Source organism: Pseudomonas sp. A-RE-19 (assembly GCF_019956555.1).
GTDB lineage: Bacteria > Pseudomonadota > Gammaproteobacteria > Pseudomonadales > Pseudomonadaceae > Aquipseudomonas.
The window spans coordinates 1-26,197 of sequence record NZ_JAHBDQ010000016.1 but is presented as its reverse complement, the minus strand read 5'-3'; the positions used below and the strand labels follow the sequence as shown (position 1 = coordinate 26,197).

The window sequence follows — 26,197 nt, the reverse complement described above, 5'->3', positions numbered from 1 at the left end:
GCGATCCGTGGGATGATCGCCGTCAAAGCGCGATCATTCCACGGAGAGCTTGAATGTCATTGTTGAGTAAAAAAGCCGTTGTTCTGCTGCTGGCGGCGGCTGCCAGCCTGGGCGCCATGAATGCGCAGGCCGCCAAGACGACTGCCAGCGATAAAACGCCGACCCAGAAGGTCTCGATGCTCGGCGGCAAGTTCACCTTCACCCTGCCCAAGGGCTTCATCGCCAATCCGCTGCCGGCTGGCGATGCGGCCACCGGTACCGCCGGGGCGACGGGTACGATGTACACCAACCAGACCAGCAAAACCGTGGTGATCGCCGCTGAAAACACCATCCCCGGCGGCGCCAACGTCAAGGACAACGACGGTGAGTTTCTCGACGCCACCGTGTCCGCGTTCGCCACCGAGCAACGCAACGCTTTGCCGGACTTCAACAAAACCAGCGAAAAAAGCCTGACCCAGAAAGGCACCGGCCTGGGTCTTCGGCAGATCGACAGCACCGCCACCCAGGGCGGTGGCATGACGCTGGACAGCACGTTGATGGCCGCTTCCGGCACACGCATGGCCATCGTTCAGATCATTTCCCGCCCCAACGACAAAACCGGCCACGAAGCGCTGGTCAAACAAATCGTCAGCGGCAAATAAACCCCGCCGAATCAGGGATTGAGGCGCTGCAACCAGGCGCTCAAATCCTGCATCTCGGTGGCGCTGATGCTATGGCCGACACCCGGATAGGCGTGAAACTCGGGCTTGAGTGACAGGCGCTGCAACAGGCTGTCGGCGTCGGTGCCGTCGTTGTAGGGCAAGCGTTTGTCGGCGGTGCCATGACCGATGAAAATCGCCAGCTGCTGGCGTTTTTCATCCGGTTTGAGCTCGGACTCGAGCACCGGCAGGATTCGCCCGCTCAACGCCGCAATCCCGCCCACTGCCTGGGGATGACGCAACGCGACCTCGTAGGACATGATCGCGCCCTGGCTGAACCCCACCAGGAATACCTTGTCCGCTTCGGTGTGATATTTCTTCGCCGCTTGTGCGACAAAATCCCGCAGCACCTGGCCGCTGGCCTTCAGGTCGTCCGTCTCGCCGTTATAGGCGCCCTCGCCTTTCTGGCGAAACCACTGGTAACTGCCCTCTTCCATCGTCATCGGCGCCCGCACCGACAGGTAGTTGTACTGCGGCGGCAATTCATCCTTGATGTCGAACAGGTCCTGCTCGTTACTGCCGTAACCGTGCAGGAAAATCACCAGGGGTTGGTTGCGGGACTCCGCGTTGGCCTGCTCCAGGTATTTGAGCGGCAGATCAGTGTGCAGCGGGGTTTGAGCGTGGACGGCGGTGGACGCCAGGAGCGTGAGCAGAGCGAGTAACTTCAACATAAACCTTCCTTCACAGCGCACAGGATTCGGGGCAGAGCCTAACATCTCTTCCCGCCGATGCACTGTCTCCCGCCGATACACCGTCCCCCGTAGGAGCTGCCGAAGGCTGCGATCTTTTGATTTTGCTTTTAGATACAAGATCAAAAGATCGCAGCCTGCGGCAGCTCCTACGGGAATGTGTTTCTCAAGTCATAAAAAAGCAGCCACCGCGTCAACGGTAGCCACTTTTTTGAACGGCGTGATTAATGGCCGTAAACGTCGAAGTCGAAGTACTTGTCCTGCACTTGCTTGTACTTGCCGTTGGCGCGGATTTCAGTGATGGCGGTGTTGAATTTGTCCGCCAACGCTTTATCACCCTTGCGCACGGCGATGCCGGCACCGCCGCCGAAGTACTTGGCGTCTTCGTAGGTCGGGCCAACAAACGCGAAGCCTTTACCGGCGTCGGTTTTCAGGAAGCCGTCGTCCAGGTTGACCGAGTCGGCCAGCATTGCGTCGAGGCGGCCGGCGACCATGTCCAGGTTGGCTTCCTGCTGGGAACCGTAACGCACCAGGTTGATGCCGGCCGGCACCAGCACTTCAGTGGCGAAGCGGTCGTGGGTACTGGCGCGCAGCACACCGACTTTCTTGCCTTTGAGTTCGGTCAGTGGGTCCTTGACGTCGGTGCCTTCCTTCATCACGAAGCGCGCCGGGGTGTGGTAGTACTTGATGGTGAAATCAACGTTCTTCTTGCGGTCATCCGTGATGGTCATGGACGACAGGATTGCGTCGATCTTCTTGACCTTCAGCGCCGGGATCAGGCCGTCGAACTCTTGCTCGACCCAGGTGCACTTCACTTTCATTTGTTCACACAGCGCATCGCCGATATCCACGTCGAAACCGGTGAGTTTGCCGTCAGGGGTTTTCATCGAAAATGGCGGGTAACCGGCTTCGATACCGAGGCGAATCGGCTTGGTGTCTTCGGCCATGGCGGTCAGGGACAACATCGACAGTGCCAGGGCACCGAACATCACTCGCTTCTTCATTTATAACTCCTGTGTGCGGAGGCTTTTATTGGCAGCTTCGATTGGCAACTTTCGGTGGGTGAAGACCGAAGTGGCCGGCAGTCTAGAGCGGCTACAGGAGGGCAAATTGTGTTTAAGCGACAAATATTTATAGAAAATCCGCCAAGGGATTCAAGGCACTTGAAGCGTGCGCCACGGTGGTGCAAGGGCTGTAGGACAATCCATTTCTTCAGACAAAACCTGCATGATTTCGGGTACTTGTCCCACTGAAAAGTCGCACTGGCGATGAACCCTTTTTTGCGGCACATTCACCCCTCCAACCCTCTCCCAAAAGAGCAGCGTGATGCCTTCGTTGAACCTGATCCAGCACCATCCTGCCGAAGGGCCCGGTGCCATTGCCGAGTGGGCCCGGTCCCGTGGCATTACGCTGAACGTGTTTCGTGCCGACCTCGGCCAGTTACCGACCATGAGCGCGGCACCGGTGATCCTGTTGGGCGGGCCTTATGAATCCAACGCCGGGCCGGCGTGGCTGGAAGTGGAGCGTCAGTGGCTGGCGGGCAGTCTGGATCAGGGCGCGGCAGTGTTTGCGATTTGTCTGGGTGCGCAATTGCTGGCGCTGAGCCTGGGTGGCAGTGTGCGGCGGATGGGTCACCCCGAAACTGGCTGGACCACTGTGAGTTTTACCGATGGCCAGGCGCTGAGGATGCTGGAGTGGCATGAAGATGCGATCGATCTGCCGCCCTCTGCCCAGTTGCTGGCCAGCAGTGACGTTTGCGAGCAGCAGATGTATCGCGTCGGGGCGACGCGGGTGGGGTTGCAGTTCCATCCGGAGTGGAATGCTGAATCGGTGGCGATTCTCAACGAGCACTTTGCCGAGGAATCGCCGTTGCCTCGGGGGCCACAGGACAATGCTGCTTATGCGGCTGTGTTTGGTTGGTTGCAGACGACACTCGATCAGTGGTGGGTGGCGCGGGCAGCGGTTTGAATCAAGATCAAAAGATCGCAGCCTTCGGCAGCTCCTACAGGGGATGTACAGCCGTAATTTCACTGGTGTACACGGTCAATGCAGGCGCTGGCGAAGCCTGCGATCTTTTCAGCTACATCAACATTCGCAGCCGATCACGGTACTGACCGGCTGGTGCATCGCAACACTCAATTCAAACCCTTCATCCAGCCACCCCGTCACCCCGCCGATCATCTCCTTGACCGGGTAACCCAGCGCCGCCAGTTTCACCGCGGCCTTGTTGGCGCCGTTGCAGTGGGGCCCTGCGCAATAGACCACGAACAACGTGGATTTCGAATAAGCCGCCAAGCCGTCGGCCGTGATCAGTCGGCCCGGAATGTTGATCGCACCCGGCACATGTCCGCGTTCGAACGCCAACGGTCCGCGCACGTCCACCAGGACAAAATCCACCTCGCCGGCCTGTTGGCTGCCGTGGACGTCGGAACAGTCAGTCTCAAAGGTCAGACGGTTGCTGAAATGCATCAGGGCAATGGCGCACGGGGCGGCGGGAATTTCGCGAACCAGGCTGGGCATGGGTTGTACTCCAAAGTCTCGGTGGGTGTGAGAAGACTTTATCTGCCTCGCGCATGTCGCTACAGTGGCGCACAAGACACTCACCGGGAACTTTCCGCCAAATGCAGCCCACCCCTGGATTGGTCGCGATTCTGGCCTACGACGGCCTCTGCACTTTCGAATTCGGCATCGCCGTGGAGATCTTTGGCCTGGCGCGACCGGAGTTCGATTTCCCTTGGTATGCGCATCGCATCGTTGCCGTCGACCAAGGGCCGATGCGCGCCATGGGCGGCATTCAGGTGCTGGCCGACGGCGGGATGGAACTGCTTGAAGAGGCCCGGACCATCATCATCCCCGGCTGGCGCGACCGCAGCGCGACCGTGCCTGAACCCTTGCTCGCCGCCCTGCGCCAGGCCCATGCCCGGGGGGCGCGGTTATTGTCGATCTGTTCCGGGGTATTCGTGCTGGCGGCCACCGGTTTGCTCGACGGGCATGGCGCCACGACGCACTGGCGCTACACCACTGAACTGGCCGAGCGTTTTCCGAACATTCGGGTGGACCCCGACGTGCTCTATGTCGACTCGGGCCAGCTGATCACTTCGGCTGGCAGCGCCGCCGGCATCGATGCCTGCCTGCACCTGGTCGCGCGGGATTTCGGTACTCAGGTGGCCAACTCAGTGGCACGACGGTTGGTGATGTCGCCGCAACGCACCGGCGGCCAGGCGCAATTTATTCCTACACCCGTCAGCCCGACGCCGCGCAGCGATCTGTCGCGGGTCATGCAATGGGCACGCGAGCGCTTGCACGAACCGCTTGAGGTTCGCGAGCTGGCGAGTGAAGCGGCCATGAGTGAACGGACGTTTCTGCGCCGGTTTACGCAAGCCACTGGCCTGCCGCCCAAAGCGTGGCTGCAGCATGAGCGTCTGGCCCGTGCGCGCGAGTTGCTGGAGAGCACAAACGAGAACACCGAGCAAATTGCCCAGCGCTGTGGTTATCGTTCGGTGGAGAGTTTCCGGGTGGCGTTTCGCAGTGTAGTCGGCGTGCCGCCGTCGGTGTATCGGGAGCGGTTTGGGCGCGAGATAAAAGTGATTTCTTGAGGTGTTATTGAGGCCTCATCGCGAGCAGGCTCGCTCCCACATTTGATCTGTGGTGACCACAAGACCATTGTAGGAGCGAGGCTTGCCCGCGAAGGCGTCGTACACAAATGTTGTGATCAATAGAGATGCCCTGTGGGAGCGAGCCTGCTCGCGATAGCGCCACTCCAGCCCCCAATATCTCAAGACTTGCGCAACAGATAGGTATCCATGATCCACCCATGCGCCAGCCGCGCCGCCTTGCGCACTCGCTCGATTTCATCCGCGACATCCTTGAGCTTGCCACTGATCAGGATTTCATCCGGCGTCCCCAGATAAGCCCCCCAGTAAATCTCTGTCTCCTGATCGGCCACGTGATGGTAGGCGTCTTGCGCATCCAGCATCACCACCAGGCTGTCGGCGTCACTCACCTGCCCCGCCGCCAACCGCCGGCCGGTGGTGATTTCGATCGAGCGACCGATGCGATTCAGCGGCACCTTGTGTTGCGCCGCCAACGCTTGCACGCTGGTGATCCCGGGGATCACCTCGAACTCGAATACACACCGGCCTGACGCCAGAATCGCTTGGAGGATCCGAATGGTGCTGTCGTACAACGCCGGATCGCCCCACACCAGAAAACCGCCGCACTGGTCGTCAGTCATTTCCTCGTTGATCAAGCGCTCGAAGGTCTGCTGCTTGGCATGGTTCAGGTCTTCGACGCTGGCCTTGTAATCCACATTCCCGCGCTCCCGCTCCGGGCTCTGGGCTTCGACGAAGCGGTAGTCGTGATCAGTGATGTAGCGCTCACAGAGCTCACGGCGCAGGTCGATCAGCTTGTCTTTGTTCTGGCCCTTGTCCATGAGGAAAAACACATCGACCCGGTTCAATGCTTTCACTGCTTGCAAGGTGATGTAGTCGGGGTTGCCCGCGCCGACACCGATGACCAGAAGTTTTTTCATTAATGCATCCCCTCAAGATCAACACTCATCAAGCGTAGCCGCCAGCGACCGTTGAACCGCAACTCGATGGCCGACAACGGCTCGACGTCGATCTGATTGAACGACTCGCCCTGCAACACCTGCATCAGTGCGGCGCGAATGACAAAGGGATGGGTGATGGCCACGATATGCCCCGGCGTCGTCTCAAGGCTATTCAGCCACGCAGCCACCCGCTCACCGAGTTGCGCCACCGATTCTCCACCGTGGGGCGCCGAGGTCGGGTCATTGAGCCAGGCCTGGAGCGTCTCGGGTTCGGATGCTTGCAGGTCGTCGATCGACGAGCCTTTCCAGCGTCCGAAATCGCAATCCCCCAGTGCCGCGACAATCTCCGCGTCCTGGCCAAACAGCTCGGCGGTTTGGCGGGTTCGCAGTTCCGGGCCACAGAGCAAGCGGGGTGTTCCCTTGAACTGGCGGCAACGTGAACCTTTCGCCGATTGCCAATCCATTTCCAACGGCTCGTTCGTAGGAAAACGCGCCAATTTCTGTGCGATGGTTCGAGCGTGGCACATCAGGGTCAAGCGGGTCGCCTGCACGGAAGATCACTCTGTCAATAAGATGGAAAACGGCACGATGCCGCGAACAATCGCGTCATTGTGCCGCAAGACGCGCGACCCGGGGCGCTTGGTTTCAAGCAGTCGATCGGGTTTGCGGTTCCATTTTATCCCCCAGAAGTAGCGATCTCTGACACCACTATGGACGATGTCCTACAAGGTCTATCGACATCCGCGTAGCCCCCAGCGCACGGGGTTTTCGCCCCACTTTGGGGCTTTTCAAATCCGCGATAAAATTCACTAGACATGTAGCACACGTTACATAAATACTATTTTAACAATTAATGAAATGAAACCGACACAACCATCCAGCAGGAGCCCGGATGCCCTCTCTCAGAGACCTGATCACCGATCCCGGCCTGGACTTCACGCCGTCGGAACGCAAAGTCATACGCGCCTTGCTGGACCAGTACCCACGCAATGGACTGGGCCCCATGTCACGTCTGGCCGAACATGCCGGTGTCAGCGATCCGACCATCGTGCGGCTGGTAAAGAAGCTTGGTTTCAGCGGTTATGCCGAGTTTCAGGAAGCCTTGCTCCGCGACATGGACGACCGCCTGCGTTCCCCCAGTACCCTGTTGCAACCCCGCGCTCATCTCAAGAAAGATGACCCCTGGAGCCACTATCTGGCGAACAGCCATCGGGCATTGCTAGACACCCAGGCCCTGACCCAGCCCGAAGATGTACGCATTCTGATCGAATGGCTGCTCGACACCCGTCATCAGATCCATTGCTTTGGCGGGCGCTTCAGCAGTTTCCTCGCCAACTATTTGCTCAACCATCTGCGCCTGCTGCGGCCCGGCTGTTTTGCCCTGGAAGACAATGCGCAATTACCGGACCGGTTGTTCGACGTGCAGCGTCAGGACGTGGTGCTGATGTTCGACTATCGCCGCTACCAGTCCCAGGCCCTGCGAGTCGCCAATGCCGCGAAGAGCCGACATGCGCGGGTCGTGCTGTTCACCGACATCTACGCCTCACCGCTGCGGGAAATGGCCGACCTGATTATCAGCGCGCCGGTGGAATCGGTGTCGGCCTTCGACACGATAGTCCCGGCGCTGGCCCAGGTTGAAGCACTGGTTGCCTGCCTGTCCTTGCGCAGCCCCGATCTGGCCGATCGCCTGGAAGGCATCGACGCCCTACGGGCCGACTTCGACACCCACTTGCTGGAGGAAAAATAAGGATGTTCACGCTCCCCCATCACTCGCCACGGGACTTGCCGTTCACCACCGACCACACCGCGTTGTTGCTGGTGGACATGCAGCGTGCCTGGCTCGAGCCGCAGTTCGACCCGCACCTGAACGAGCCGGATGCCGACTATTTTCTGACCCGTGCCCGCACGCAAGTGGTGCCCAATCAACGTCGGTTGCTCAGCGCCTTTCGTCATGCACGACAAAACGTGCTGCACACGCTCATCGAAAGCCTCACCGCCGATGGCCGCGACCGTTCGCTGGACCACAAACTCTCGGACATGCACCTGCCCAAGGGCAGCCCGCAAGCGCGGATCATTGAAGATCTGACGCCAGCCGAAAACGAAATCGTTCTGCCGAAGACCTCTTCCGGGGTCTTCAATTCCACCAACATCGACTACGTGTTGCGCAACCTTGAAACCCGGCACCTGATCATCGCCGGCATTGTCACCGACCAGTGCGTCGACATGGCCGTGCGCGATGCCGCCGACCGCGGTTACCTGGTGACACTGGTCGAAGATGCCTGCGCCACCTACACCGAACAACGGCATCACGCCTGCCTGAACGCCATCAAGGGCTACTGCTGGATCACCGACACCCAGACCGTGCTCAACCGGTTGCAGGAGATGCAGCCATGAGTGCACGCCTGTTGCCACTGCCGATGACCACGATCGTCACCACCGACCTGATTGGCGTGACCCGCGGCCGTTCCTTTCCCACGGACGAACTCGATGCCTATCACGTGGCGGGCTGCGGCTGGGTGCCGGCCAACAGCGCCCTGACCCCGCAAGACATCATCGCCTCCACCAACCCTTGGGGCGCTTATGGGGATTTACGGCTGATCCCTGACTTGAGCAGCCGTGTGACCGTCAACAACGGCCCGGATGCCAATGCCCCGGCGCTGGACTTCATTCACGGTGACATTCGCGAAACCGATGGCCGCCCGTGGGGTGCCTGCCCGCGCACGCTGTTGCGCAACGAGGTGGAGCGTTATCACGGCGAATTGGGCCTGCAGATCAACGCCGCGTTCGAACATGAATTCAACCTCGACAGCGGCGCGGCTGACCATCTGGCGTTTTCCCTGGAAGCTCAGCGCCAGGGCGCCGGGTTCGGCGGCTGGCTGCTCAGCGCGTTGCGTGCCGGCGGTGTCGAACCGGAGATGTTCCTGCCGGAATACGGCAAGCACCAATACGAAATCACTTGTCGTCCGGCCCTCGGCGTCGCCGCCGCCGACCGTGCAGTGAACGTGCGCGAGATCACCCGTGAGATCGCCCGGCAAATGGGCCTGGACCTGAGTTTCGCGCCCAAAACGTCCGAGCACGCCGTGTGCAATGGCGTGCACTTGCACGTGAGCCTGCAGGATCTGGCCGGCCACCCGGTGATGTACGACGCCGGCACCAGCAATGGCCTGTCGACCCTCGGTCAGCATTGGGCCGCCGGCGTTCTGCACTATTTGCCTGCACTCTGCGCCTTTACCGCACCGACGCCAGTTTCCTATCAGCGCTTGCAGCCCCATCACTGGAGCGCTTCCTACGCCTGCCTCGGCCAACGCAACCGCGAAGCGGCGCTGCGAATCTGCCCGACCGTGAGCCTGGGCGGCAAAGCCGTGGCGACGCAGTACAACCTGGAATTTCGCGCCATGGACGCCACGGCCTCGCCGCACCTGGCCATGGCCGCATTGCTGATCGCCGGGCGCCTGGGCATCGAGCAGCGTCTGGCCCTCAACGCGATCACCGATGAAGTCCCTGATTCCCTGAACGAAGAGCAACGCCAGGCCCGCGGTATCGTCGCCCTGCCGGCGTCCCTGTCCCAGGCCCTGGAATGCCTGCGCAACAGCGAGGCGCTGATCGAAGCCCTGCCGAGCGCCTTGCTGGACACTTACTTCGCCCTGAAAACCGAGGAACTGACGCTGACGGAACAGCTCTCGCCCGCCGAACTCTGTGAGCACTATGCGCGCCTGTACTGAATCCGCCGAACTGGGCCTCTACACCCAGCCTGCATACACCCTGAGCCGGGAAGCCTCCGAGCACCCGCTGATTCTGGTGTGTGAACACGCCAGTCGTTTTATCCCGGCCGAGTTGAATGACCTGGGCTTGAGCCACGAGGCCGCCCGCGAACATATCGCCTGGGATATCGGCGCCCTGGCGCTGGCCGAGGGATTGTCCGAGGCACTGGGCGCGACCCTGTTGGCGGCCAACTATTCACGGCTGTTGATCGACCTCAACCGCCCGCGCCATGCGCCGGACAGCATTCCATTGCAGAGCGAGATTTATCAGGTGCCGGGCAATCGGGATCTGGACGAGGCCACCCGCGAATATCGCCGGCACTGCCTGTTCAAACCGTTTCATGCACGCCTGCAAACCTTGATCGACGCCCGCGTGGCGCAAGGTCGGCCGGTTCGCGTGGTGGGGATTCACAGTTTCACGCCGATATATTACGGCCAGCCACGAACGCTGGAAGTCGGCGTGTTGTATGGGCAGGCCGGGGAGTACGCCCAGCGAGTGATTGACGGGCTGAGCCGGCAGCCGTTGAAAGTCGCCGGTAATCAACCGTACAAGGTCGATCCGCTGGGGGACATGACCGTGCCGGTTCACGGCGATGCCCGAGGGCTTGAATCGGTGTTGATCGAAGTGCGCAACGATCTGCTGCGCACGCCCGAGGACGTCGGTCGCTGGACCGACTGTCTGGCGCCACTGCTGTAGAGGAACAGCTTCAAACTCGCAGCATGCAGCTGCTTTCATATCAAGGAGAAGGGCTTCATGGAAATTGAAGAATTCGGCTACAAGCAAGAGTTGAAACGTAGCCTGTCGCTGACGGATCTGGTGGTGTACGGGATGATCTTCATGATCCCCATCGCCCCCTTCGGCGTTTATGGTTATGTCAATGCCGAAGCCCCGGGGATGGTGCCGCTGGCCTACATCATCGGCATGGTGGCGATGCTGTTCACTGCCCTCAGTTACGGCAGCATGGCCCGGGCCTTTCCGATTGCGGGCTCGGTGTATTCCTACGCGCAACGCGGCCTCAACCCGCATGTCGGGTTTATCGCCGGTTGGCTGATGCTGCTCGATTATTTGCTGATTCCGCCGCTGCTTTACGTGTATGCCGCGATGGCGCTGAATCACTTGTACCCGGACATCCCGAAAGTCGGCTTCATCCTGGCCTTTCTGGTCAGCGCCACCTTCGTTAACCTGCGGGGCATCACCTTCACCGCGCGGATGAACATCGTCTTTCTACTGGCGCAACTGGTGGTGCTGGGGATCTTCCTGTTCTACGCCTGGAATGCCCTGCACAGCGGCGGCGGTAACGGCGAGCTGACGCTGGCGCCGCTGTATAACCCCGAGACGTTCAACTTCGCCCTGCTGATGCAAGCGGTGTCGATAGCCGTTTTGTCGTTCCTGGGTTTCGATGCCATTTCCACCCTCGCCGAAGAGATCAAGGGCGACCCGGGCCGTAGCGTCGGCAAGGCTGCGCTGATCACATTGCTGGTGATGGGCGTGATCTTCGTCGTGCAGACCTGGATTGCCACCGACCTGGCCGCCGGCCTGGGCTTCAAGTCCGCCGACACTGCGTTCTATGAAATCGCCGAAATCGCCGCCGGCAGCTGGCTGGCAACCCTGACCGCCGTGGCCACCGCCCTGGCCTGGGGCGTAGCCGTCGCGATCACCTCGCAAGCCGCGGTTTCCCGCCTGCTGTTCGGCATGGCCCGGGACGGCAAACTGCCGAAAGTGCTGTCCAGGGTGCACCCCAAACACAACACGCCGTATGTGAGCATCTATCTGGTGGCGGCGCTGTCGCTGGTGATCTGCTACCTGTTCATCAACTCGGTGGACACCCTCACCTCCCTGGTGAACTTCGGCGCCCTGAGCGGCTTCATGCTGCTGCACCTGACCGTGATCAATTACTACTGGCGTCGGCAGAAGTCCGGCCAGGTGATCCGTCATCTGATCTGCCCGGTGGTCGGCTTCATCATCGTCGCGGCCATCATGTACAACATGGGCGTCGATGCACAGAAGCTCGGCCTGATCTGGATTGCCCTGGGCCTGGTCTATCTGTTCTTCCTCAACAAACTGGGTGCCAGCACGGTTCTGCCCGACCCGAGCAATGGCTGACAAGAAAAAGAGCAGCGTCTGACACGAATTCAGGCGACTGCCGATTTAACGCGTGGGAACCGACGGTGATAGTCAGGTTCGGTGCAAACCACCGAACCCTTTGATACAGGAGTATGTCCATGCTGGTCTTACGCCCAGTGGAGTTAACCGACCTGCCCCAGTTGCAGCAACTGGCGCGCGACAGCCTGGTGGGGGTCACCTCCTTGCCGGACGACACCGAACGCCTGCGCGAGAAAATTCTCGCTTCCTGCGCCTCGTTCGAAAAAGACGTCCAGGGCCCTGGCCCGGAGAACTATTTCTTCGTGCTGGAAGATCTGACGACGCGCCGCTTGGCAGGCTGCTCGGAAATTCTCGCCACTGCCGGGTTCAGCGAACCGTTCTACAGCTTGCGCAACCGCCATTTCACCAGCGCATCGCGGGAGCTGAACATCGAGCATGGGGTGCCGGCATTGTCGTTGTGCCATGACCTCAGCGGTCATACGTTGCTGCGTGGTTTCCATATCGATGCGGCGCTGGAACGCTCACCGCTTTCCGAGTTGCTGTCCCGGGCGCGGCTGCTGTTCATCGCCGCACACACGGCGCGCTTTGCCGAAGCGGTGATCACCGAGATCGTCGGCTACAGCGACGAACAGGGGCAGTCACCGTTCTGGGATGCGCTGGGCAAGCATTTCTTCGACCTGCCCTACGTCGAGGCCGAGCGGCTTTGCGGTCTGCAGAGCCGTACGTTTCTCGCCGAACTGATGCCGCAATACCCGATCTACGTGCCGATGCTGCCCCCGGCGGCACAGGCATGTATCGGCCGGATTCATCCTGACGGCCAGGAGGCCTTCGACATTCTTGAACGCGAAGGTTTCGAGACCAACAGCTACATCGACCTGTTCGACGGCGGCCCGACGCTGTACGCACGCACCTCGAACATTCGCTCCATCGCCCGGAGCCAGCCCGGTACGGCGCAAACAGGCTCGTCTATCGATGCCCGCGGCAGTTACCTGGTGAGCAATGATTCGTTGAAGGGTTACCGCGCCATCGTCGCCGAACTCGACTATCGCGCCGGACAACCCGTGGCCTTGAGCGCCGAGATGTGCGCGGCCCTGGACGTGACCGACGCCAGTGCGATCCGGTTGATCGCCCTGTGAGCCGCCACCGGCCCCGTGCCCAACGACAGCGCCCGAGCAGGCGCGAAGAAGGAGCTGCCTGATGATTGTCCGCCCGGTTCAAGTTACCGACCTGCCCGCCTTGCTGGATCTTGTGCAGCAGGCGGACCCCAGGGTCACCACCCTGCCGGCCAACGAAGAACGCCTGGCCCACCGCGTGCGCTGGTCCCAGCGCACTTTCGCCGAACAGGTCGAGCGCGCGGACGCCGATTACCTGTTCGTGCTCGAAGACGACGATCAACAAGTGATCGGCGTCAGTGCCCTTGTGGGGGCTGTCGGCCTGCGGGAGCCCTGGTACAACTATCGGGTCGGACTCACGGTCAGCTCTTCACCGGACCTGGGTATTCAGCGCCAGATCCCCACGCTGTTCCTGAACAACGAAATGACCGGCCAATCGGAAATCTGTTCGCTATTTCTGCGACACGATCAACGTCACGGCAGTAATGGTCGATTGCTCTCGCTGGCGCGACTGTTGTTCGTCGCCGAATTTCCCCATTTGTTCGGTGACAAACTCATTGCCGAACTGCGCGGCAGCGCCGATGAACAGGGCTGCTCACCATTTTGGGACAGCCTGGGCCGGCACTTTTTCAAGATGGACTTCAGCCACGCCGATCACTTGTCGGGGTTGGGCAGCAAAGCGTTTATCGCCGAACTGATGCCACGCCAGCCGCTCTATACCTGTCTGCTCACCGAACAGGCCCAAGCGGTGATCGGCAAGCCTCATCCGAACACGGAACCGGCGCTGAAAATCCTCACCGCCGAGGGCTTTGCCCATAAAGGTTATATCGACATCTTTGACGCAGGCCCGGTGATCGAGGCCCCGGTGTCGAAAATACGTACGGTGCGCGACAGCCAATCGTTGGTGCTGGTCATCGGCACGCCCGACGATCAGGCCCCGGTGTGGCTGATCCACAATCGTCGCCTGGGAAGCTGCCGCATCACCACCGCCCAGGCGCGGCTGGTCGGCAACAGCCTGGTCGTCGACCGCCTCACCGCCAAACGCCTTCAACTGCAACCCGGTAACTCGGTGCGCGCCGTGCCGCTGACAAACCAACAGCAGCAGGCGATGGCGGCGTGATCGGAAAAGATCGCAGCCTTCGGCAGCGCCTGCATCTTTCTTTATCTGTCCGCATCGATCGTTGAATACTCAGCGGGCGCTGCCACAGGCTGCGATCTTTTGATCTGGCGTCCGCCTGTCCGGCAAATTCGTCATCATTCTTCACCCGCCTCCGTGATAGCCTTTTGTTCTTTCGGCGTTGACACTTTTGCTCAAGCCCTTCCATTCCATTGGTGGAACTCCTATGTCCAGGCTATCTCATCAAGATTTGCGCCGTAACTTTCGCGAGCTGTTCGCTTCCGACACCTGCTATCACACGGCATCGGTCTTCGACCCTATGTCGGCACGCATCGCCGCGGACCTGGGTTTTGAAGTGGGGATTCTCGGTGGTTCGGTTGCATCGCTGCAGGTGCTGGGCGCCCCCGACTTTGCCTTGATCACCTTGAGCGAGTTCGCCGAGCAGGCCACCCGCATCGGCCGCGTGGCCCAATTGCCGGTCATCGCCGACGCCGACCATGGGTACGGCAATGCGCTCAACGTCATGCGCACCATCGTCGAGCTCGAACGCGCTGGCGTGGCCGCCCTGACCATCGAAGACACCCTGTTACCCGCGCAATTCGGCCGCAAGTCCACCGACCTGATCACGGTCGCCGAGGGCGTCGGCAAGATCCGCGCGGCTCTGGAAGCCCGGGTCGACTCGGAAATGGCGATCATTGCGCGGACCAATGCCGGGATCCTGCCGGTTCAGGAAATCATCAGCCGCACCAAGCAATACCAACAGGCCGGGGCGGACGGGATTTGCATGGTGGGTGTGCGGGACTTCGACCACCTCGAACAAATCGCCGAGCACCTGAGCGTGCCGCTGATGCTGGTCACCTACGGCAACCCGCTGCTGCGCGACGATAAACGCCTGGCCGAGCTGGGCGTACGCGTCACTATCGATGGTCATGGCGCTTACTTCGCAGCGATCAAGGCGACTTACGACAGCCTGCGGGAACAACGCCAAATCTTCACCCAGGCATCGGACTTGAGCGCCACTGAACTGACTCACACCTATACGCAGCCTGAGGAATACATTCGTTGGGCGGAAGAGTTCATGAGCGTCAAGGAGTGAGGGTTCAGCTGAAATGAGGGTGTGAACCGACATGACGCCATCGCGAGCAGGCTCGCTCCCACACTGGATTTTCTGTGAACACATTATTTGTGCACCCAGCAATCACATGTGGGAGCGAGCCTGCTCGCGATAGCGTCTGCTGCAACACCGCTAAACGGGGTCTGAAAGTATGCAGGGGACCGCTACGCGCCCCAACGGGGGCAAGCCCCCTCGCCACAGAGAGCTGCGCTCGAGCTGTGTGGCTTATTTCTTGGCTAACTCCATGATCATCCGCGACAGCAGATAAATCCGTGGCGCCACGCTCTCGACCTCGGCATATTCCTCGGGCGTATGGATATTTCCCCCGACAATCCCGAACCCATCCAGCGTCGGCGTTCCAACCCCGGCCGAGAGGCTGGCATCTGCCGCCCCGCCGCTGCCTTCTTCCGTCAACTTGCGGCCAATTTCGCCGTAAATCCCCTGGGCCATGGCCATCAAGCGATCCGACTCCGCCGTTTGCGGCATCGGCGGCAAGCCGCGCTTAAGGGTGGTCGTGACTTCCGTATCAGGAATCAACTTGTCCTTGGACACCCGCGCCAGATCCTTCTCGATCCGGTCGAACTCTTCCGGCACCGCTGCCCGCACGTCAGCCTTGGCGGTGGCCTGATCCGGGATCACGTTAGTGCGATCGCCAGCATTGAGCACGGTGAAGTTGATGGTGGTTTTCTTCTGCGCATCCCCCAGTTTGCCGAGTTGCAGAATCTGGTGCGCAGCTTCCATGGCGGCGTTACGCCCCAGCTCCGGCGCGACGCCAGCGTGAGAGGCCTTGCCTTTGACCTCGACCACGGCGGTGGCGCTGCCTTTGCGCCATACCACCAGGCCATCGGCCGGGCGGCCGGGTTCGAGGTTGAGGGTCACGTCGTGGGCCTTGGCGGTTTTCTTGATCAAGTCGGTGGCGACGTCCGAACCGGTTTCTTCGCTGGCGTCGAGCAGGAAGGTGATCTGCGCGTAGTCCTTGAAGTCGAGGTTCTTCAATACCTTCAGCGCGTAGATCCCGGCGACGATACCGCCCTTGTCGTCCATCACGCCCGGCCCGTAAGCGCGGCCGTCCTTGATCTGGAACGGGCGCGCGGCGGCCGAACCTTCCTTGAACACGGTGTCCATGTGCGCCATCAGCAGGATTTTCGCCTTGCCGGTGCCTTTGAGCGTGGCCAGCACATGGTTGCTTTTGTCCGGAGTGTTGGGCACGAGTTCGATGGTGGCACCGAGTTTTTTCAACTCATCGATGGCAATGTCACTCACCTGAGTCAGGCCCGGTTCATAACCGGAGCCGGAGTCGATGTTCACCAGGCGCTTCAGCAGTTCCAGGGCTTCCCCCTTGTACTGTTCGGCATCGGCGAGGACTTGTTTATGGGGTTCGGCGAAGGCTGCGGGAGTGAAGGCGCCGAGGGCGAGGGTCAGGCCGAGGCTGGTGGCCAGGAGGGAGCGAGAGCGTTTGAACGTCATGAATCGATCCTTGTTTCGTGTCGAGGGTCAAAAATACCCTACCTGACTACGACGCAAGGCTCTACACCGGATGCGACACACACAAACCTGAATGACCCTGCATCCCCTGTGGGAGCGGGCTTGCTCGCGAAAGCGGTGTATCAGGCAACGATGATGTCGCCTGACACTCCGTCTTCGCGAGCAAGCCCGCTCCCACAAGGGATTTGGGGGTGATCGGTCAGACCGAATTGAGCAACGCTTTATGCGGTTTGCCGTCGCTGTGACAGATGACACGGTTGCGGCCGGTGGTCTTGGCTTCGTAGAGCGCCTGGTCGGCGTCGTTGAGCCACAGGGTCGCGTCGTTATGGGCCGGGTTGAAGGCCGCCAGGCCAATGCTCAAACTGACTTTCAGCGCCGGGTTCTGCTCGTAACCCAACGTGGCGAACCGATCACGCAGCGCATCCATCGCCACGGCGGCGCGGTCCAGTGGCAGGTCCGGTAGCAGCACGCAAAATTCGTCGCCGCCGTAGCGCCCGGCGACATCGGCTGCACGCAGGTTCTGCTTGAGCATTTTGCTCAGCTGACGCAGGACGATATCCCCGGCGACGTGGCCATAAGTGTCATTGATGGTTTTGAAATGGTCGATGTCGATCAGCGCAATTGCCCCGCCCTGCTGCTGGCGTTGGCAACGTTGAAACTCGATTTCCAGCTGATCTTTCCACGCGCCATGGTTCAGCAGGCCAGTCAGGCTGTCGGTGCGACTCAGGGCCAACAACTCGCGTTTGTGTTGGCCGAGGGTATAGGCCTGACGGAAGCAGATCCAGCCCAGCGCCATCGGATAAATCGACAGCAAAGGCAAACAGGCATACAGCTGCATCGGACTGGTTTGCGGGACAAAAGCCGGCATGAACACCAGCAGTCCAACGCCCATCCCGAGTATTTGCGCGACGGTGCCCACTAACAGAAAACGCAAGCCGCCGATGGCCACATTGTTCATCGCCATCATGGACAGGGTTGCCGCGCTGGGCAGCGGATTGAATTGCATGGCGGCCACCCAGAAACCGCCGAGAAACGCGTCCGTCAGGATGTTGCGGTGTTCAGCGTGGAAAGGAACCTTGGCCCGGCGCGCCCATTGATAGGCCACGTGCGGCCAGATGACGCCATTGAGCAGCATCAATCCCCAGACCCAGGGCGCCGGATTGAGTGGATACATCCCTGCACCGACGCACAATAATCCAAGGGCCAGACCGAGGATTCGCGACACATAAAGCCTCCTGGCCAATGAAAGTCCCTTTCCTCCCTTTTTTTCCATAGAGGCCTCTGTACTACAACGGAGCCTGACAACACATGGGGTGAAAGTATGCTTGGAGTCTATCAGGGTAACGTCAAATAGCCATCACCGGCTGGCAGTCTGAATAGCATGGCATCGCCATGAGGCGAGTGCCCAATGTTTGTCTATACATGAAGGGAGGGATCGAAAAACAACGATAAAAAAGGAGGCCCATGCAGACCTTTCAGGTGTTGATCACAGGCCCCAACCCAGGTATCGGCCATACCTCAGCGCTGTTCATCATCGAATCCCGGATGAATGACATCCTCGACGGCATCCGCGCCTTGAAAAAACACGGCTTGAGCAGCATCGAAGCGTGCCCCGACGCAGAACGTACCTACACTGAAATGATCCACCACGAGAGGGAACGCACCGTGTGGAAATCCGGCGACCGCCACAGTGAGTACAAGAGCAAGAGCGGTCATGTAATCGCCATGTTTGCGGGCTTCAGCTTCACTTGTCAGCGATTGACCCGGGCGCTCAAATCCGCCGGCCACATTCTGTCCTGATCACTGCAAAGGAATAGCCTGATGCTTCTGTTGGTCGTCACTATCGCTGTCTTCGTGGCCTGGAGCTGGTTGAGCTACCCGGCCATCGGTTACTGCCTCTATGACTTGAGCATGGCGCTGGAAGCGCGGCTGTATCGGTTGCACAAGATTGTCGTGCCGATCACCGAAATGACCGTCTCCACCTGGCAAGGCGGGCCTTACGAAGCTTCCAGCAGTGTGCTGATGCTGCACGGCTACAGCGCCGACAAGAACATCTGGCTGCGCTTTGCCCGGCATTTTGTCGACGATTACCGGGTGATCATCCCCGACCTCGCCGGCCATGGTGAAACGGGCTTCAAGGCCGGCGGTGGCTATGACATTCCGGTTCAGGCCAAACGGCTGATCCAGTTGCTCGATGTCTGTGGGGTCGAGAAGGTGCATGTGATCGGCAACTCCATGGGCGGTTACATCGCGGCGTGGCTGGCGGCCACTTACCCCGAGCGCATTGTCTCGCTGGCGCTGCTCGACCCGGCCGGTGTCACCGCACCGGAGCCCAGCGACATGGAGCGGCACCTGGCTCGCGGGCATAACCCGTTTTTGATTCATTCCCGTGAAGAGTTCGAGCATTTTTACGCCATGACCATGGCCTCTCCACCCTGGGTGCCCGGGATCGTGCTGGACGCTGTCGCCCAGCGCTATGAACAGCAGCGCGATGAACTGGAAGAAATCTTCAGGGACTTCCACGCCAGCCCGCCGATGGAGCCAAAACTGCCCGACATCAAATGCCCGGCGCTGCTTCTCTGGGGACGTAAAGACCGCTTGATCGATGTCAGCAGCGTGCCGATCTGGAGCAAGGGCATCGTCGATCTGCGGGTGGAGATCTGGGACGGCGTCGGTCATATGCCGATGGTTGAGCAACCGACCAACACGGCGCGGCTGTACCGGGAGTTTCTGGGAAGAAAAAACTGATGATATCCCCTGTGGCACAGGGGTTCCCTTCTGTAGGAGCTGCCGCAGGCTGCGATCTTTTGACTTTCGCTTGTAAAGGCAAGATCAAAAGATCGCAGCCTGCGGCAGCTCCTACACAAGCGAGCCCCTCGCCGCAGGGATTGGCGTGTGGTGGTGAATGATGAACATTCTTTACGACGAACGCATCGACGGTGTTCTGCCCGATGTCGACAAGGCGGCGTTACTCAAGGCCTTGCAGCAGGAGGTGCCGGACCTGGACGTTCTGTGGCGCGAGGAAGAGCTCAAACCCTACGAATGCGACGGTCTCTCGGCTTATCGCACCACGCCGATGCTGGTGGCCCTGCCCCGGCAGCTGGAACAGGTGCAGGCGCTGCTCAGGCTCTGTCACGCCCGCAACGTGCCGGTGGTGGCGCGCGGGGCCGGCACCGGGTTGTCCGGCGGTGCGCTGCCATTGGACAAAGGCGTGCTACTGGTGATGGTGCGGTTCAACAACATTCTGCACATCGACCCTGCCGCCCGCACCGCACGGGTCCAGCCGGGGGTGCGTAACCTGGCGATATCCCAGGCCGCGGCGCCCTTCGGTTTGTATTACGCGCCGGACCCGTCCTCGCAAATCGCCTGCTCCATCGGCGGCAATGTCGCGGAAAATGCCGGTGGCGTGCATTGCCTCAAATACGGCCTGACCGTGCACAACCTGCTGAAACTCGAAATATTGACCCTTGAAGGCGAACACCTGACCCTCGGCGCCGATTCGCTGGACGCGCCGGGCTTCGACCTGCTGGCCCTGTTCACCGGTTCCGAAGGCTTGCTGGGGATCATCACCGAAGTCACCGTCAAACTGCTGCCCAAACCCCAGGACGCCAAAGTCCTGCTGGCCAGTTTCGACTCAGTGGAAAAGGCCGGTCGCGCGGTGGCCGAGATCATTGCCGCCGGAATCATTCCCGGAGGCCTGGAGATGATGGACAACCTGGCGATCCGTGCCGCCGAAGATTTCATTCACGCCGGCTACCCGGTGGACGCCGAGGCGATCCTGCTGTGCGAACTGGACGGTGTCGAAGCCGATGTCCATGACGACTGCGAGCGGGTCCGCGAGGTGCTGCAACAGGCCGGTGCCAGCGAGGTGCGCCAGGCGCGGGATGAAGCCGAACGCATACGGTTCTGGGCAGGGCGCAAGAACGCTTTCCCGGCCATCGGCCGCCTCTCGCCGGATTACTACTGCATGGACGGCACCATCCCCCGCCGCGAGCTGCCCGGCGTGCTCAAGGGCATCGCCAGTCTGGCGCAAGAATACGGCTTGCGAGTGGCCAACGTGTTCCATGCCGGCGACGGCAATATGCACCCGCTGATCCTGTTCGACGCCAACCAGCCCGGCGAACTGGAACGGGCCGAAGCCCTCGGCGGCAAGATCCTCGAACTGTGCGTGAAAGTCGGCGGCAGCATCACCGGCGAGCACGGCGTTGGCCGGGAGAAAATCAATCAGATGTGCGCGCAGTTCAACAGTGACGAATTGACCCTGTTTCACGCCGTCAAAGCCGCGTTCGACCCGAAGGGCCTGCTCAACCCCGGCAAAAACATCCCGACCCTGCACCGCTGCGCGGAATTCGGGGCGATGCACATCCACGCCGGGCAACTGCCGTTCCCTGAGCTGGAGCGTTTCTGATGCCCGACTTCGATGCCAGTGAAGCCCTGCTCGAACAGGTCAGGCAGGCGCGGGAGAACGCCACGCCGCTGCGCATTCAGGGGGGAAATACCAAGGTGTTTCTCGGCCGTGAAGTGGCTGGAGAAATACTCGACACCCGCGCCCATCGCGGCATCGTCAGCTACGACCCGACGGAGCTGGTGATCAGCGTTCGCGCCGGCACGCCGCTGAGCGAATTGTTTGCCGCACTGGACGCAGCCGGACAAATGCTGCCCTGCGAGCCACCGTCGTTCGGCGAGGGCGCCACCGTCGGCGGGATGATCGCGGCGGGACTGTCCGGGCCACGGCGGCCGTGGTCCGGCTCAGTGCGCGATTTTGTCCTCGGTACGCGGGTGATCAGCGGCCTCGGCACCCACCTGCGCTTCGGCGGCGAAGTGATGAAAAACGTCGCCGGTTACGACCTCTCGCGCCTGATGGTGGGCAGTTACGGCTGCCTCGGGGTGCTGACCGAAGTCTCGCTCAAGGTGCTGCCCAAACCCCGGCAATGCTTGAGCATCAGCCTGGACATCGACTGTGCCCGCGCCTTGGAACATCTGGCGCAATGGGGCCAGCAACCGCTGCCCATCAGCGCCGCCAGCCACGACGGCCAACGTCTGTATCTGCGACTCGAAGGCGGCGAAGGTTCGGTGGCGGCCGCCCATCAACGGCTCGGCGGCGAACCGATGGATTCCGGTTATTGGGCCGACCTGAACGAACAACGACTAGACTTTTTCAATGAGGGCTTGGCGTTGTGGCGCTTGTCATTGCCCAACAACCTCGGGCCTCTGGACTTGCCCGGCGAGCAATTGATCGACTGGGGCGGCGCGCAACGCTGGTTGAAATCCGCTGCCGACAACATTCAGTCGCTGGCCCATGAACTCGGTGGCCACGCCACCTGTTTCAGCCATGGCGTCAGCGAAACGCCATTCCAGCCCCTGGCCCCGGCACTGCTGCGCTATCACCGGCAACTCAAGGCGCAACTGGACCCACAAGCGCTGTTCAATCCTGGGCGGATGTACGCGGAGTTTTAGGGGGCGTTCTCAATGCAAACCAACCTCAGTGAACAGTCCAAACGACTGCCCCGCGCCGAAGAAGCGGACAAGATTCTGCGCACCTGCGTGCATTGCGGGTTCTGCAACGCCACGTGCCCGACTTACCAATTGCTGGGCGACGAACTGGACGGGCCGCGCGGGCGCATCTACCTGATCAAGCAAGTGCTCGAAGGCGCCCCCGCCACGGCCAAAGCCCAGTTGCACCTGGATCGCTGCCTGACCTGCCGCAACTGCGAAACCACCTGCCCGTCCGGGGTGGATTATCACAACCTGCTGGACATTGGCCGGGCCGTGATCGATCAAGCGGTGCCGCGCCCGGCCGGTCAACGGCTGTTGCGTCAGGGGCTGCGGGCACTGGCGCCGAACCCGAACCTGTTCAAGACCCTGTTGCAGATCGGCGCAACCTTTCGGCCGTTGCTGCCACAGGGCATTGGGGCGAAGTTGCCCCATGACCTCCCCGCCACGGGCGAGCGCCCTGCTCCTCGGCATGCTCGCCGGGTGCTGATGCTCGAAGGCTGCGTGCAGCCCGGCCTCTCACCCAACACCAATGCCGCGACCGCGCGGGTGCTCGATCGGTTGGGGATCAGCGTGATTTCGGCGCCGGAAGCCGGCTGCTGTGGCGCGCTGGACTATCACCTCGATGCCCAGACCATGGGGCTGGACCGCGCCCGACGCAACATCGACGCCTGGTGGCCGCACCTGGAAAACGGCGCCGAAGCCATTGTGCAAACCGCCAGCGGCTGCGGCGCATTCATCAAGGATTACGGGCATCTGCTGGAGCGTGATCCGGTCTATGCGGCCAAAGCCCAGCGGGTCAGCGAACTGGCCCTGGACCTGGTGCAAGTGTTGGCCGATGAACCTTTGGAACGGGTTTGCGCCGCCACCGACCGGCGGATCGCCTTCCACTGCCCCTGCACGTTGCAGCACGCGCAGAAACTCGGCGGCGCAGTAGAAGCCGTGCTGACGCGGTTGGGCTTCAATCTCACGACGGTGCCCGACAGTCATTTGTGTTGCGGCTCGGCCGGCACCTATTCGATCACTCAACCGGAACTGGCCCGGCAACTGCGCGACAACAAACTCAACGCCCTGGAAAGCGGCCACCCCGAGGTCATCGCCACCGCCAACATCGGCTGCCAGAGCCACCTCAACAGCGCAGAACGAACGCCAGTCAGGCACTGGATCGAACTGGTGGACCAAGTGCTGCGTTGACCGAACAGCCCGAATGACAAGAACAGTCCTTGGCAGAATGAAGTTCGTCAGAAACTTCGTTTGTCGGCGCCGCCGAAGGCTGCGATCTTTTCCGGCATCCGTTACGTCACTGCGCCAGGAACTTCTTTCATGAGCCATCCGAACTTCGTCAGCCCTGACCTGATCCGCCAACGCTTCTCCAAAGCGATGTCCGACATGTACCGTGAAGAAGTGCCGCTGTACGGCGCGCTGATGGAGCTGGTGGAACAGACCAACCGCCACGTGCTGGACAGCGATCCGCAAATCGCCCGACAGCTGCGCAGTACCGGTGAAATCCAGCGTCTGGACCTGGAGCGGCACGGCGCAATCCGCGTCGGCACCGCCGCCGAACTGGCGACCCTCGCCCGCCTGTTCGCGGTGATGGGCATGCAACCGGTGGGCTATTACGACCTGACCCCGGCCGGCGTGCCGGTGCATTCCACCGCGTTCCGCGCCGTGCATGAGGCGGCGTTGCAGGTCAGCCCGTTCCGGGTGTTCACCTCGCTGCTGCGCCTGGAGCTGATCGAAGACGCCGAACTGCGGGCCTTTGCCCAGTCGGTGCTGGACCAACGCTCGATCTTCACCCCGGCGGCGCTGGCCCTCATTGAACGCGCTGAAACCCAGGGCGGACTGACTGAATACGAGGCGCAGGATTTCGTCGTACAGGCCCTGGAAACCTTCCGCTGGCACCACAGCGCTACCGTCACCGCCGCGCAATACCAACAACTGAGCGCCCAGCATCGATTGATCGCCGACGTGGTGGCGTTCAAAGGCCCACACATTAACCATCTGACGCCGCGCACCCTGGACATCGACATCGTGCAAGCGCAAATGCCCGTCCATGGCATCACCCCCAAAGCGGTGATCGAAGGCCCGCCCCGCCGCCAATGCCCGATCCTGCTGCGTCAAACCAGCTTCAAGGCGCTGGACGAGCCCATCACCTTCACCGATCAAGCCCAGACCCGAGGCAGCCATAGCGCCCGTTTCGGTGAAATCGAGCAACGCGGCGCAGCGCTCACCCCCAAAGGCCGGGCGCTTTACGACCGCCTGCTCAACGCTGCCCGGGATGAACTCAAGGACTTCCCCAACGAAGCCAACGCCGCACGCTACAACGCCTTGATGACGCAGCACTTCGGCGAATTCCCTGACACCGTCGAGGACATGCGCCAACAGGAACTGGCGTACTTTTGCTACTTCGTGACGGAAAAAGGCCTGGCCACTGATGAGCTAAAAGGCGAGTCGCTCGAGGATTTACTCCGTGACGGCTATGTGCGGGTTGAACCGCTAGTGTACGAAGACTTTTTACCGGTCAGTGCGGCGGGGATTTTTCAGTCGAACCTGGGGGATGCGGCGCAAACCCACTATGGCGTGCATTCGAATCAACAGGCGTTCGAAAAGGCCTTGGGGCGTTCAACGATAGATGAGTTGGGGTTGTATGCCGAGACGCAGCGGCGGTCGATTGATGAGTGTTTTGCAGCACTGGGTTTGAGCGTTTCCGAATAAGCGTTATGGCTGCAAAAAAGATCACAGGCTGCGCCAGCTCCTACGGGGATAGGCTCCACCCGCTGCATCGCGGTTGCACGCGGTCGAGGTAGGAGCTGCCGCAGGCTGCGATCTTTAGATCTTATTGCAGCTTCGCCAATAAAACCTTGGCGGTCGCTTCCGACGAGGCCGGGTTCTGACCGGTCAGCAACAGGCCATCCGCGACCACGTAACTCGCCCAGTCATCGGCCTTGGAGTAGATCCCACCGTTGGCCTTGAGCATCTCCTCCACCAAAAACGGCACCACGTCCGTCAACTGCACAGCGGCTTCTTCGGAATTGGTGAAACCCGTCACCCGCTTGCCTTTGACCAACGGCTGGCCGTCCGCACCCTTGACGTGGCGCAACACACCCGGCGCATGACAGACCGCTGCAACCGGTTTGCCCGCCTTGTAAAACGCCCCGATCAGCGCAATTGAAAAGGTGTCTTCAGCCAGATCCCACATCGGGCCATGCCCGCCCGGGTAGAAAACCGCGTCGTAATCCTCGGCCTTCACGGTGCTCAGCTCTACGGTAGATGCCAAGGCGGACTGGGCAGCGGAATCCTTGCGAAAGCGATCGGTGGCTGCGGTTTGCGCGTCCGGCTCATCGCTTTTAGGGTCCAGCGGTGGCTGGCCACCCTTGGGCGAGGCCAGGGTCAACTGCGCGCCAGCGTCCTTGAAGACGTAATACGGGGCGGCGAATTCTTCGAGCCAGAAGCCGGTTTTCTTACCGGTGTTACCCAATTGATCGTGGGACGTCAGAACCATCAGGATTTTCATGTCGTTCTCCAGTCGATTTAGGGGTTATTCAGTGATCTCAGCGCTTGGATTTGACCATCGGGCAACGATGTTCGTTGCGCTTATTATCGGCGTGATGGCTCATGGCCTTGATGCGCAAGAAGTTGCGCAACCGCGTCGGTGAAAAGCCCTCCAGCAATGCTGGACGCCAGGTTTATCAAGCCCTCCAGCCAAGTGCGCAAGAAGTTGCGCAGTGGTGCGCAACTTCTTGCGCACATTTTCAGGTGATCCTTGCCGAAAGTCCTTTCGACGTTGGAGAAATTCATTCAAACACCTGATTTATATAGCTTTAATCATTTCTGGCACGAACCTTGATAACAGTCAGGCACCCACCGGGCGATACCGCCTCCCGGGCACCCTAACTTTTAGCAAGGAGCACCTCCATGGCTACACCAGCGTACATGTCCGTTACTGGCGAGAAACAAGGCCTGATCACTGCCGGCGCCTTCACCGCCGACTCCGTTGGCAACACCTACCAGGAAGGTCACGAAGACCAGGTCATGGTTCAGGGTTTCAGCCACGAAGTGATCATCCCGCGTG

26 protein-coding genes and 1 pseudogene are annotated in these 26,197 nt (G+C 60.8%); 19 read left to right on the top strand and 8 right to left on the bottom strand.

Features of this window, described 5'->3' with window-relative positions; translation table 11 throughout:
* Positions 1 to 53 precede the first annotated feature (53 nt).
* Positions 54 to 641, top strand: a complete 588-nt coding sequence (locus KGB14_RS12215; RefSeq protein WP_223486902.1) for a hypothetical protein — start codon at positions 54 to 56, stop codon at positions 639 to 641.
* Positions 642 to 652: 11 nt separating this feature from the next.
* On the opposite strand, the gene KGB14_RS12210 is transcribed toward KGB14_RS12215, so the two are convergent.
* Entirely contained in the window at positions 653 to 1,369 is a 717-nt protein-coding gene (locus tag KGB14_RS12210; RefSeq protein ID WP_223486900.1) for an alpha/beta hydrolase, read from the bottom strand.
* A gap of 242 nt (positions 1,370 to 1,611) precedes the next feature.
* Positions 1,612 to 2,391: an ABC transporter substrate-binding protein gene (locus tag KGB14_RS12205; protein WP_223486897.1), complete on the bottom strand. Its 780-nt coding sequence runs from the start codon at positions 2,389 to 2,391 to the stop codon at positions 1,612 to 1,614.
* A 322-nt stretch (positions 2,392 to 2,713) separates the two neighbouring features.
* On the opposite strand from KGB14_RS12205, the gene KGB14_RS12200 reads away from it, so the two are divergent.
* Positions 2,714 to 3,355 carry a type 1 glutamine amidotransferase gene (locus KGB14_RS12200; RefSeq protein ID WP_223486895.1) on the top strand — a complete coding sequence of 214 codons (642 nt, stop codon included), beginning with the start codon at positions 2,714 to 2,716 and terminating at the stop codon, positions 3,353 to 3,355.
* Between the two features lie 117 nt (positions 3,356 to 3,472).
* Here KGB14_RS12200 and KGB14_RS12195 read toward each other — a convergent pair whose 3' ends face one another.
* On the bottom strand, positions 3,473 to 3,907 hold the full coding sequence (locus KGB14_RS12195) for a rhodanese-like domain-containing protein (RefSeq protein WP_223486893.1): 435 nt from the start codon (positions 3,905 to 3,907) through the stop codon (positions 3,473 to 3,475).
* 101 nt (positions 3,908 to 4,008) lie between these two features.
* Between KGB14_RS12195 and ftrA the strand changes: the two genes are divergently transcribed.
* Positions 4,009 to 4,983, top strand: coding sequence for a transcriptional regulator FtrA (ftrA, locus tag KGB14_RS12190; RefSeq protein ID WP_223486891.1), 975 nt, complete (start codon positions 4,009 to 4,011; stop codon positions 4,981 to 4,983).
* A 179-nt stretch (positions 4,984 to 5,162) separates the two neighbouring features.
* Here the strand turns inward: ftrA and cobF are convergent, their stop codons facing one another.
* Together cobF and KGB14_RS12180 are read right to left on the bottom strand one after the other, a co-directional pair.
* A complete protein-coding gene (gene cobF / locus KGB14_RS12185) occupies positions 5,163 to 5,918 on the bottom strand; it encodes a precorrin-6A synthase (deacetylating) (RefSeq protein WP_223486889.1) in 756 nt (251 codons plus the stop codon).
* Complete coding sequence (locus tag KGB14_RS12180; protein WP_223486887.1) at positions 5,918 to 6,490, bottom strand: histidine phosphatase family protein; 573 nt, start codon at positions 6,488 to 6,490, stop codon at positions 5,918 to 5,920. Before KGB14_RS12180 ends, cobF begins: the two co-directional genes overlap by 1 nt.
* 341 nt (positions 6,491 to 6,831) lie before the next feature.
* Between KGB14_RS12180 and KGB14_RS12175 the strand changes: the two genes are divergently transcribed.
* From KGB14_RS12175 to KGB14_RS12140, 8 genes are all read left to right on the top strand, one after another.
* The gene (locus KGB14_RS12175) at positions 6,832 to 7,686 is read left to right on the top strand and encodes a MurR/RpiR family transcriptional regulator (RefSeq protein ID WP_223486885.1); all 855 of its coding nucleotides are present in this window, start codon (positions 6,832 to 6,834) and stop codon (positions 7,684 to 7,686) included.
* Positions 7,687 to 7,688: 2 nt separating this feature from the next.
* Entirely contained in the window at positions 7,689 to 8,333 is a 645-nt protein-coding gene (locus KGB14_RS12170; RefSeq protein ID WP_223486883.1) for an isochorismatase family cysteine hydrolase, read from the top strand.
* Positions 8,330 to 9,661: a glutamine synthetase family protein gene (locus KGB14_RS12165; RefSeq protein ID WP_223486881.1), complete on the top strand. Its 1,332-nt coding sequence runs from the start codon at positions 8,330 to 8,332 to the stop codon at positions 9,659 to 9,661. The genes KGB14_RS12170 and KGB14_RS12165 overlap by 4 nt, the downstream gene beginning before the upstream one ends.
* The gene (locus tag KGB14_RS12160; protein ID WP_223486879.1) at positions 9,645 to 10,397 is read left to right on the top strand and encodes an N-formylglutamate amidohydrolase; all 753 of its coding nucleotides are present in this window, start codon (positions 9,645 to 9,647) and stop codon (positions 10,395 to 10,397) included. The genes KGB14_RS12165 and KGB14_RS12160 overlap by 17 nt, the downstream gene beginning before the upstream one ends.
* Positions 10,398 to 10,454: 57 nt before the next feature.
* Positions 10,455 to 11,804 carry an APC family permease gene (locus tag KGB14_RS12155; protein WP_223486877.1) on the top strand — a complete coding sequence of 450 codons (1,350 nt, stop codon included), beginning with the start codon at positions 10,455 to 10,457 and terminating at the stop codon, positions 11,802 to 11,804.
* A 119-nt stretch (positions 11,805 to 11,923) separates the two neighbouring features.
* Complete coding sequence (locus KGB14_RS12150; protein ID WP_223486875.1) at positions 11,924 to 12,940, top strand: arginine N-succinyltransferase; 1,017 nt, start codon at positions 11,924 to 11,926, stop codon at positions 12,938 to 12,940.
* Between the two features lie 61 nt (positions 12,941 to 13,001).
* A complete protein-coding gene (astA, locus tag KGB14_RS12145) occupies positions 13,002 to 14,036 on the top strand; it encodes an arginine N-succinyltransferase (RefSeq protein WP_223486873.1) in 1,035 nt (344 codons plus the stop codon).
* A 223-nt stretch (positions 14,037 to 14,259) separates the two neighbouring features.
* Positions 14,260 to 15,129 (top strand): oxaloacetate decarboxylase, encoded by an 870-nt coding sequence (locus KGB14_RS12140; protein WP_223486871.1) that lies wholly within the window; start codon positions 14,260 to 14,262, stop codon positions 15,127 to 15,129.
* Positions 15,130 to 15,372: 243 nt separating this feature from the next.
* On the opposite strand, the gene KGB14_RS12135 is transcribed toward KGB14_RS12140, so the two are convergent.
* Together KGB14_RS12135 and KGB14_RS12130 are read right to left on the bottom strand one after the other, a co-directional pair.
* Positions 15,373 to 16,614 carry a M20/M25/M40 family metallo-hydrolase gene (locus KGB14_RS12135; protein ID WP_223486869.1) on the bottom strand — a complete coding sequence of 414 codons (1,242 nt, stop codon included), beginning with the start codon at positions 16,612 to 16,614 and terminating at the stop codon, positions 15,373 to 15,375.
* Between the two features lie 217 nt (positions 16,615 to 16,831).
* A complete protein-coding gene (locus KGB14_RS12130) occupies positions 16,832 to 17,905 on the bottom strand; it encodes a diguanylate cyclase (RefSeq protein WP_223486866.1) in 1,074 nt (357 codons plus the stop codon).
* Positions 17,906 to 18,114: 209 nt separating this feature from the next.
* Between KGB14_RS12130 and KGB14_RS12125 the strand changes: the two are divergent.
* From KGB14_RS12125 to KGB14_RS12100, 6 genes and pseudogenes are all read left to right on the top strand, one after another.
* A pseudogene (locus KGB14_RS12125) lies at positions 18,115 to 18,432 on the top strand (NAD(P)/FAD-dependent oxidoreductase); the annotation flags it as partial.
* Between the two features lie 21 nt (positions 18,433 to 18,453).
* Positions 18,454 to 19,380, top strand: coding sequence for an alpha/beta fold hydrolase (locus KGB14_RS12120; RefSeq protein WP_223486864.1), 927 nt, complete (start codon positions 18,454 to 18,456; stop codon positions 19,378 to 19,380).
* Between the two features lie 160 nt (positions 19,381 to 19,540).
* Positions 19,541 to 21,040, top strand: a complete 1,500-nt coding sequence (gene glcD / locus KGB14_RS12115; RefSeq protein ID WP_223486863.1) for a glycolate oxidase subunit GlcD — start codon at positions 19,541 to 19,543, stop codon at positions 21,038 to 21,040.
* The gene (gene glcE / locus KGB14_RS12110) at positions 21,040 to 22,089 is read left to right on the top strand and encodes a glycolate oxidase subunit GlcE (RefSeq protein ID WP_223486862.1); all 1,050 of its coding nucleotides are present in this window, start codon (positions 21,040 to 21,042) and stop codon (positions 22,087 to 22,089) included. The genes glcD and glcE overlap by 1 nt, the downstream gene beginning before the upstream one ends.
* A 12-nt stretch (positions 22,090 to 22,101) precedes the next feature.
* Entirely contained in the window at positions 22,102 to 23,319 is a 1,218-nt protein-coding gene (gene glcF, locus KGB14_RS12105) for a glycolate oxidase subunit GlcF (protein WP_223486861.1), read from the top strand.
* 129 nt (positions 23,320 to 23,448) lie between these two features.
* On the top strand, positions 23,449 to 24,840 hold the full coding sequence (locus KGB14_RS12100) for a VOC family protein (protein ID WP_223486860.1): 1,392 nt from the start codon (positions 23,449 to 23,451) through the stop codon (positions 24,838 to 24,840).
* Positions 24,841 to 24,961: 121 nt separating this feature from the next.
* Here KGB14_RS12100 and KGB14_RS12095 read toward each other — a convergent pair whose 3' ends face one another.
* On the bottom strand, positions 24,962 to 25,639 hold the full coding sequence (locus KGB14_RS12095) for a type 1 glutamine amidotransferase domain-containing protein (RefSeq protein WP_223486859.1): 678 nt from the start codon (positions 25,637 to 25,639) through the stop codon (positions 24,962 to 24,964).
* A gap of 110 nt (positions 25,640 to 25,749) precedes the next feature.
* Between KGB14_RS12095 and KGB14_RS12090 the strand changes: the two genes are divergently transcribed.
* Positions 25,750 to 25,935: a hypothetical protein gene (locus KGB14_RS12090; protein WP_223486858.1), complete on the top strand. Its 186-nt coding sequence runs from the start codon at positions 25,750 to 25,752 to the stop codon at positions 25,933 to 25,935.
* A gap of 105 nt (positions 25,936 to 26,040) precedes the next feature.
* Positions 26,041 to 26,197 (top strand): type VI secretion system tube protein TssD (gene tssD, locus KGB14_RS12085; RefSeq protein WP_223484440.1); only part of this gene is annotated, 157 nt, incomplete at its 3' end.

What these genes read in the sequence shown, in the direction of transcription:
- KGB14_RS12215 (WP_223486902.1), top strand. Translation starts at nt 54, where the DNA reads ATGTCATTGTTGAGTAAAAAAGCCGTTGTTCTGCTGCTGGCGGCGGCT.
- KGB14_RS12210 (WP_223486900.1), bottom strand. Translation starts at nt 1,369, where the DNA reads ATGTTGAAGTTACTCGCTCTGCTCACGCTCCTGGCGTCCACCGCCGTC.
- KGB14_RS12205 (WP_223486897.1), bottom strand. Translation starts at nt 2,391, where the DNA reads ATGAAGAAGCGAGTGATGTTCGGTGCCCTGGCACTGTCGATGTTGTCC.
- KGB14_RS12200 (WP_223486895.1), top strand. Translation starts at nt 2,714, where the DNA reads ATGCCTTCGTTGAACCTGATCCAGCACCATCCTGCCGAAGGGCCCGGT.
- KGB14_RS12195 (WP_223486893.1), bottom strand. Translation starts at nt 3,907, where the DNA reads ATGCCCAGCCTGGTTCGCGAAATTCCCGCCGCCCCGTGCGCCATTGCC.
- ftrA (WP_223486891.1), top strand. Translation starts at nt 4,009, where the DNA reads ATGCAGCCCACCCCTGGATTGGTCGCGATTCTGGCCTACGACGGCCTC.
- cobF (WP_223486889.1), bottom strand. Translation starts at nt 5,918, where the DNA reads ATGAAAAAACTTCTGGTCATCGGTGTCGGCGCGGGCAACCCCGACTAC.
- KGB14_RS12175 (WP_223486885.1), top strand. Translation starts at nt 6,832, where the DNA reads ATGCCCTCTCTCAGAGACCTGATCACCGATCCCGGCCTGGACTTCACG.
- KGB14_RS12170 (WP_223486883.1), top strand. Translation starts at nt 7,689, where the DNA reads ATGTTCACGCTCCCCCATCACTCGCCACGGGACTTGCCGTTCACCACC.
- KGB14_RS12165 (WP_223486881.1), top strand. Translation starts at nt 8,330, where the DNA reads ATGAGTGCACGCCTGTTGCCACTGCCGATGACCACGATCGTCACCACC.
- KGB14_RS12160 (WP_223486879.1), top strand. Translation starts at nt 9,645, where the DNA reads ATGCGCGCCTGTACTGAATCCGCCGAACTGGGCCTCTACACCCAGCCT.
- KGB14_RS12155 (WP_223486877.1), top strand. Translation starts at nt 10,455, where the DNA reads ATGGAAATTGAAGAATTCGGCTACAAGCAAGAGTTGAAACGTAGCCTG.
- KGB14_RS12150 (WP_223486875.1), top strand. Translation starts at nt 11,924, where the DNA reads ATGCTGGTCTTACGCCCAGTGGAGTTAACCGACCTGCCCCAGTTGCAG.
- astA (WP_223486873.1), top strand. Translation starts at nt 13,002, where the DNA reads ATGATTGTCCGCCCGGTTCAAGTTACCGACCTGCCCGCCTTGCTGGAT.
- KGB14_RS12140 (WP_223486871.1), top strand. Translation starts at nt 14,260, where the DNA reads ATGTCCAGGCTATCTCATCAAGATTTGCGCCGTAACTTTCGCGAGCTG.
- KGB14_RS12135 (WP_223486869.1), bottom strand. Translation starts at nt 16,614, where the DNA reads ATGACGTTCAAACGCTCTCGCTCCCTCCTGGCCACCAGCCTCGGCCTG.
- KGB14_RS12130 (WP_223486866.1), bottom strand. Translation starts at nt 17,905, where the DNA reads ATGGAAAAAAAGGGAGGAAAGGGACTTTCATTGGCCAGGAGGCTTTAT.
- KGB14_RS12120 (WP_223486864.1), top strand. Translation starts at nt 18,454, where the DNA reads ATGCTTCTGTTGGTCGTCACTATCGCTGTCTTCGTGGCCTGGAGCTGG.
- glcD (WP_223486863.1), top strand. Translation starts at nt 19,541, where the DNA reads ATGAACATTCTTTACGACGAACGCATCGACGGTGTTCTGCCCGATGTC.
- glcE (WP_223486862.1), top strand. Translation starts at nt 21,040, where the DNA reads ATGCCCGACTTCGATGCCAGTGAAGCCCTGCTCGAACAGGTCAGGCAG.
- glcF (WP_223486861.1), top strand. Translation starts at nt 22,102, where the DNA reads ATGCAAACCAACCTCAGTGAACAGTCCAAACGACTGCCCCGCGCCGAA.
- KGB14_RS12100 (WP_223486860.1), top strand. Translation starts at nt 23,449, where the DNA reads ATGAGCCATCCGAACTTCGTCAGCCCTGACCTGATCCGCCAACGCTTC.
- KGB14_RS12095 (WP_223486859.1), bottom strand. Translation starts at nt 25,639, where the DNA reads ATGAAAATCCTGATGGTTCTGACGTCCCACGATCAATTGGGTAACACC.
- KGB14_RS12090 (WP_223486858.1), top strand. Translation starts at nt 25,750, where the DNA reads ATGCGCAAGAAGTTGCGCAACCGCGTCGGTGAAAAGCCCTCCAGCAAT.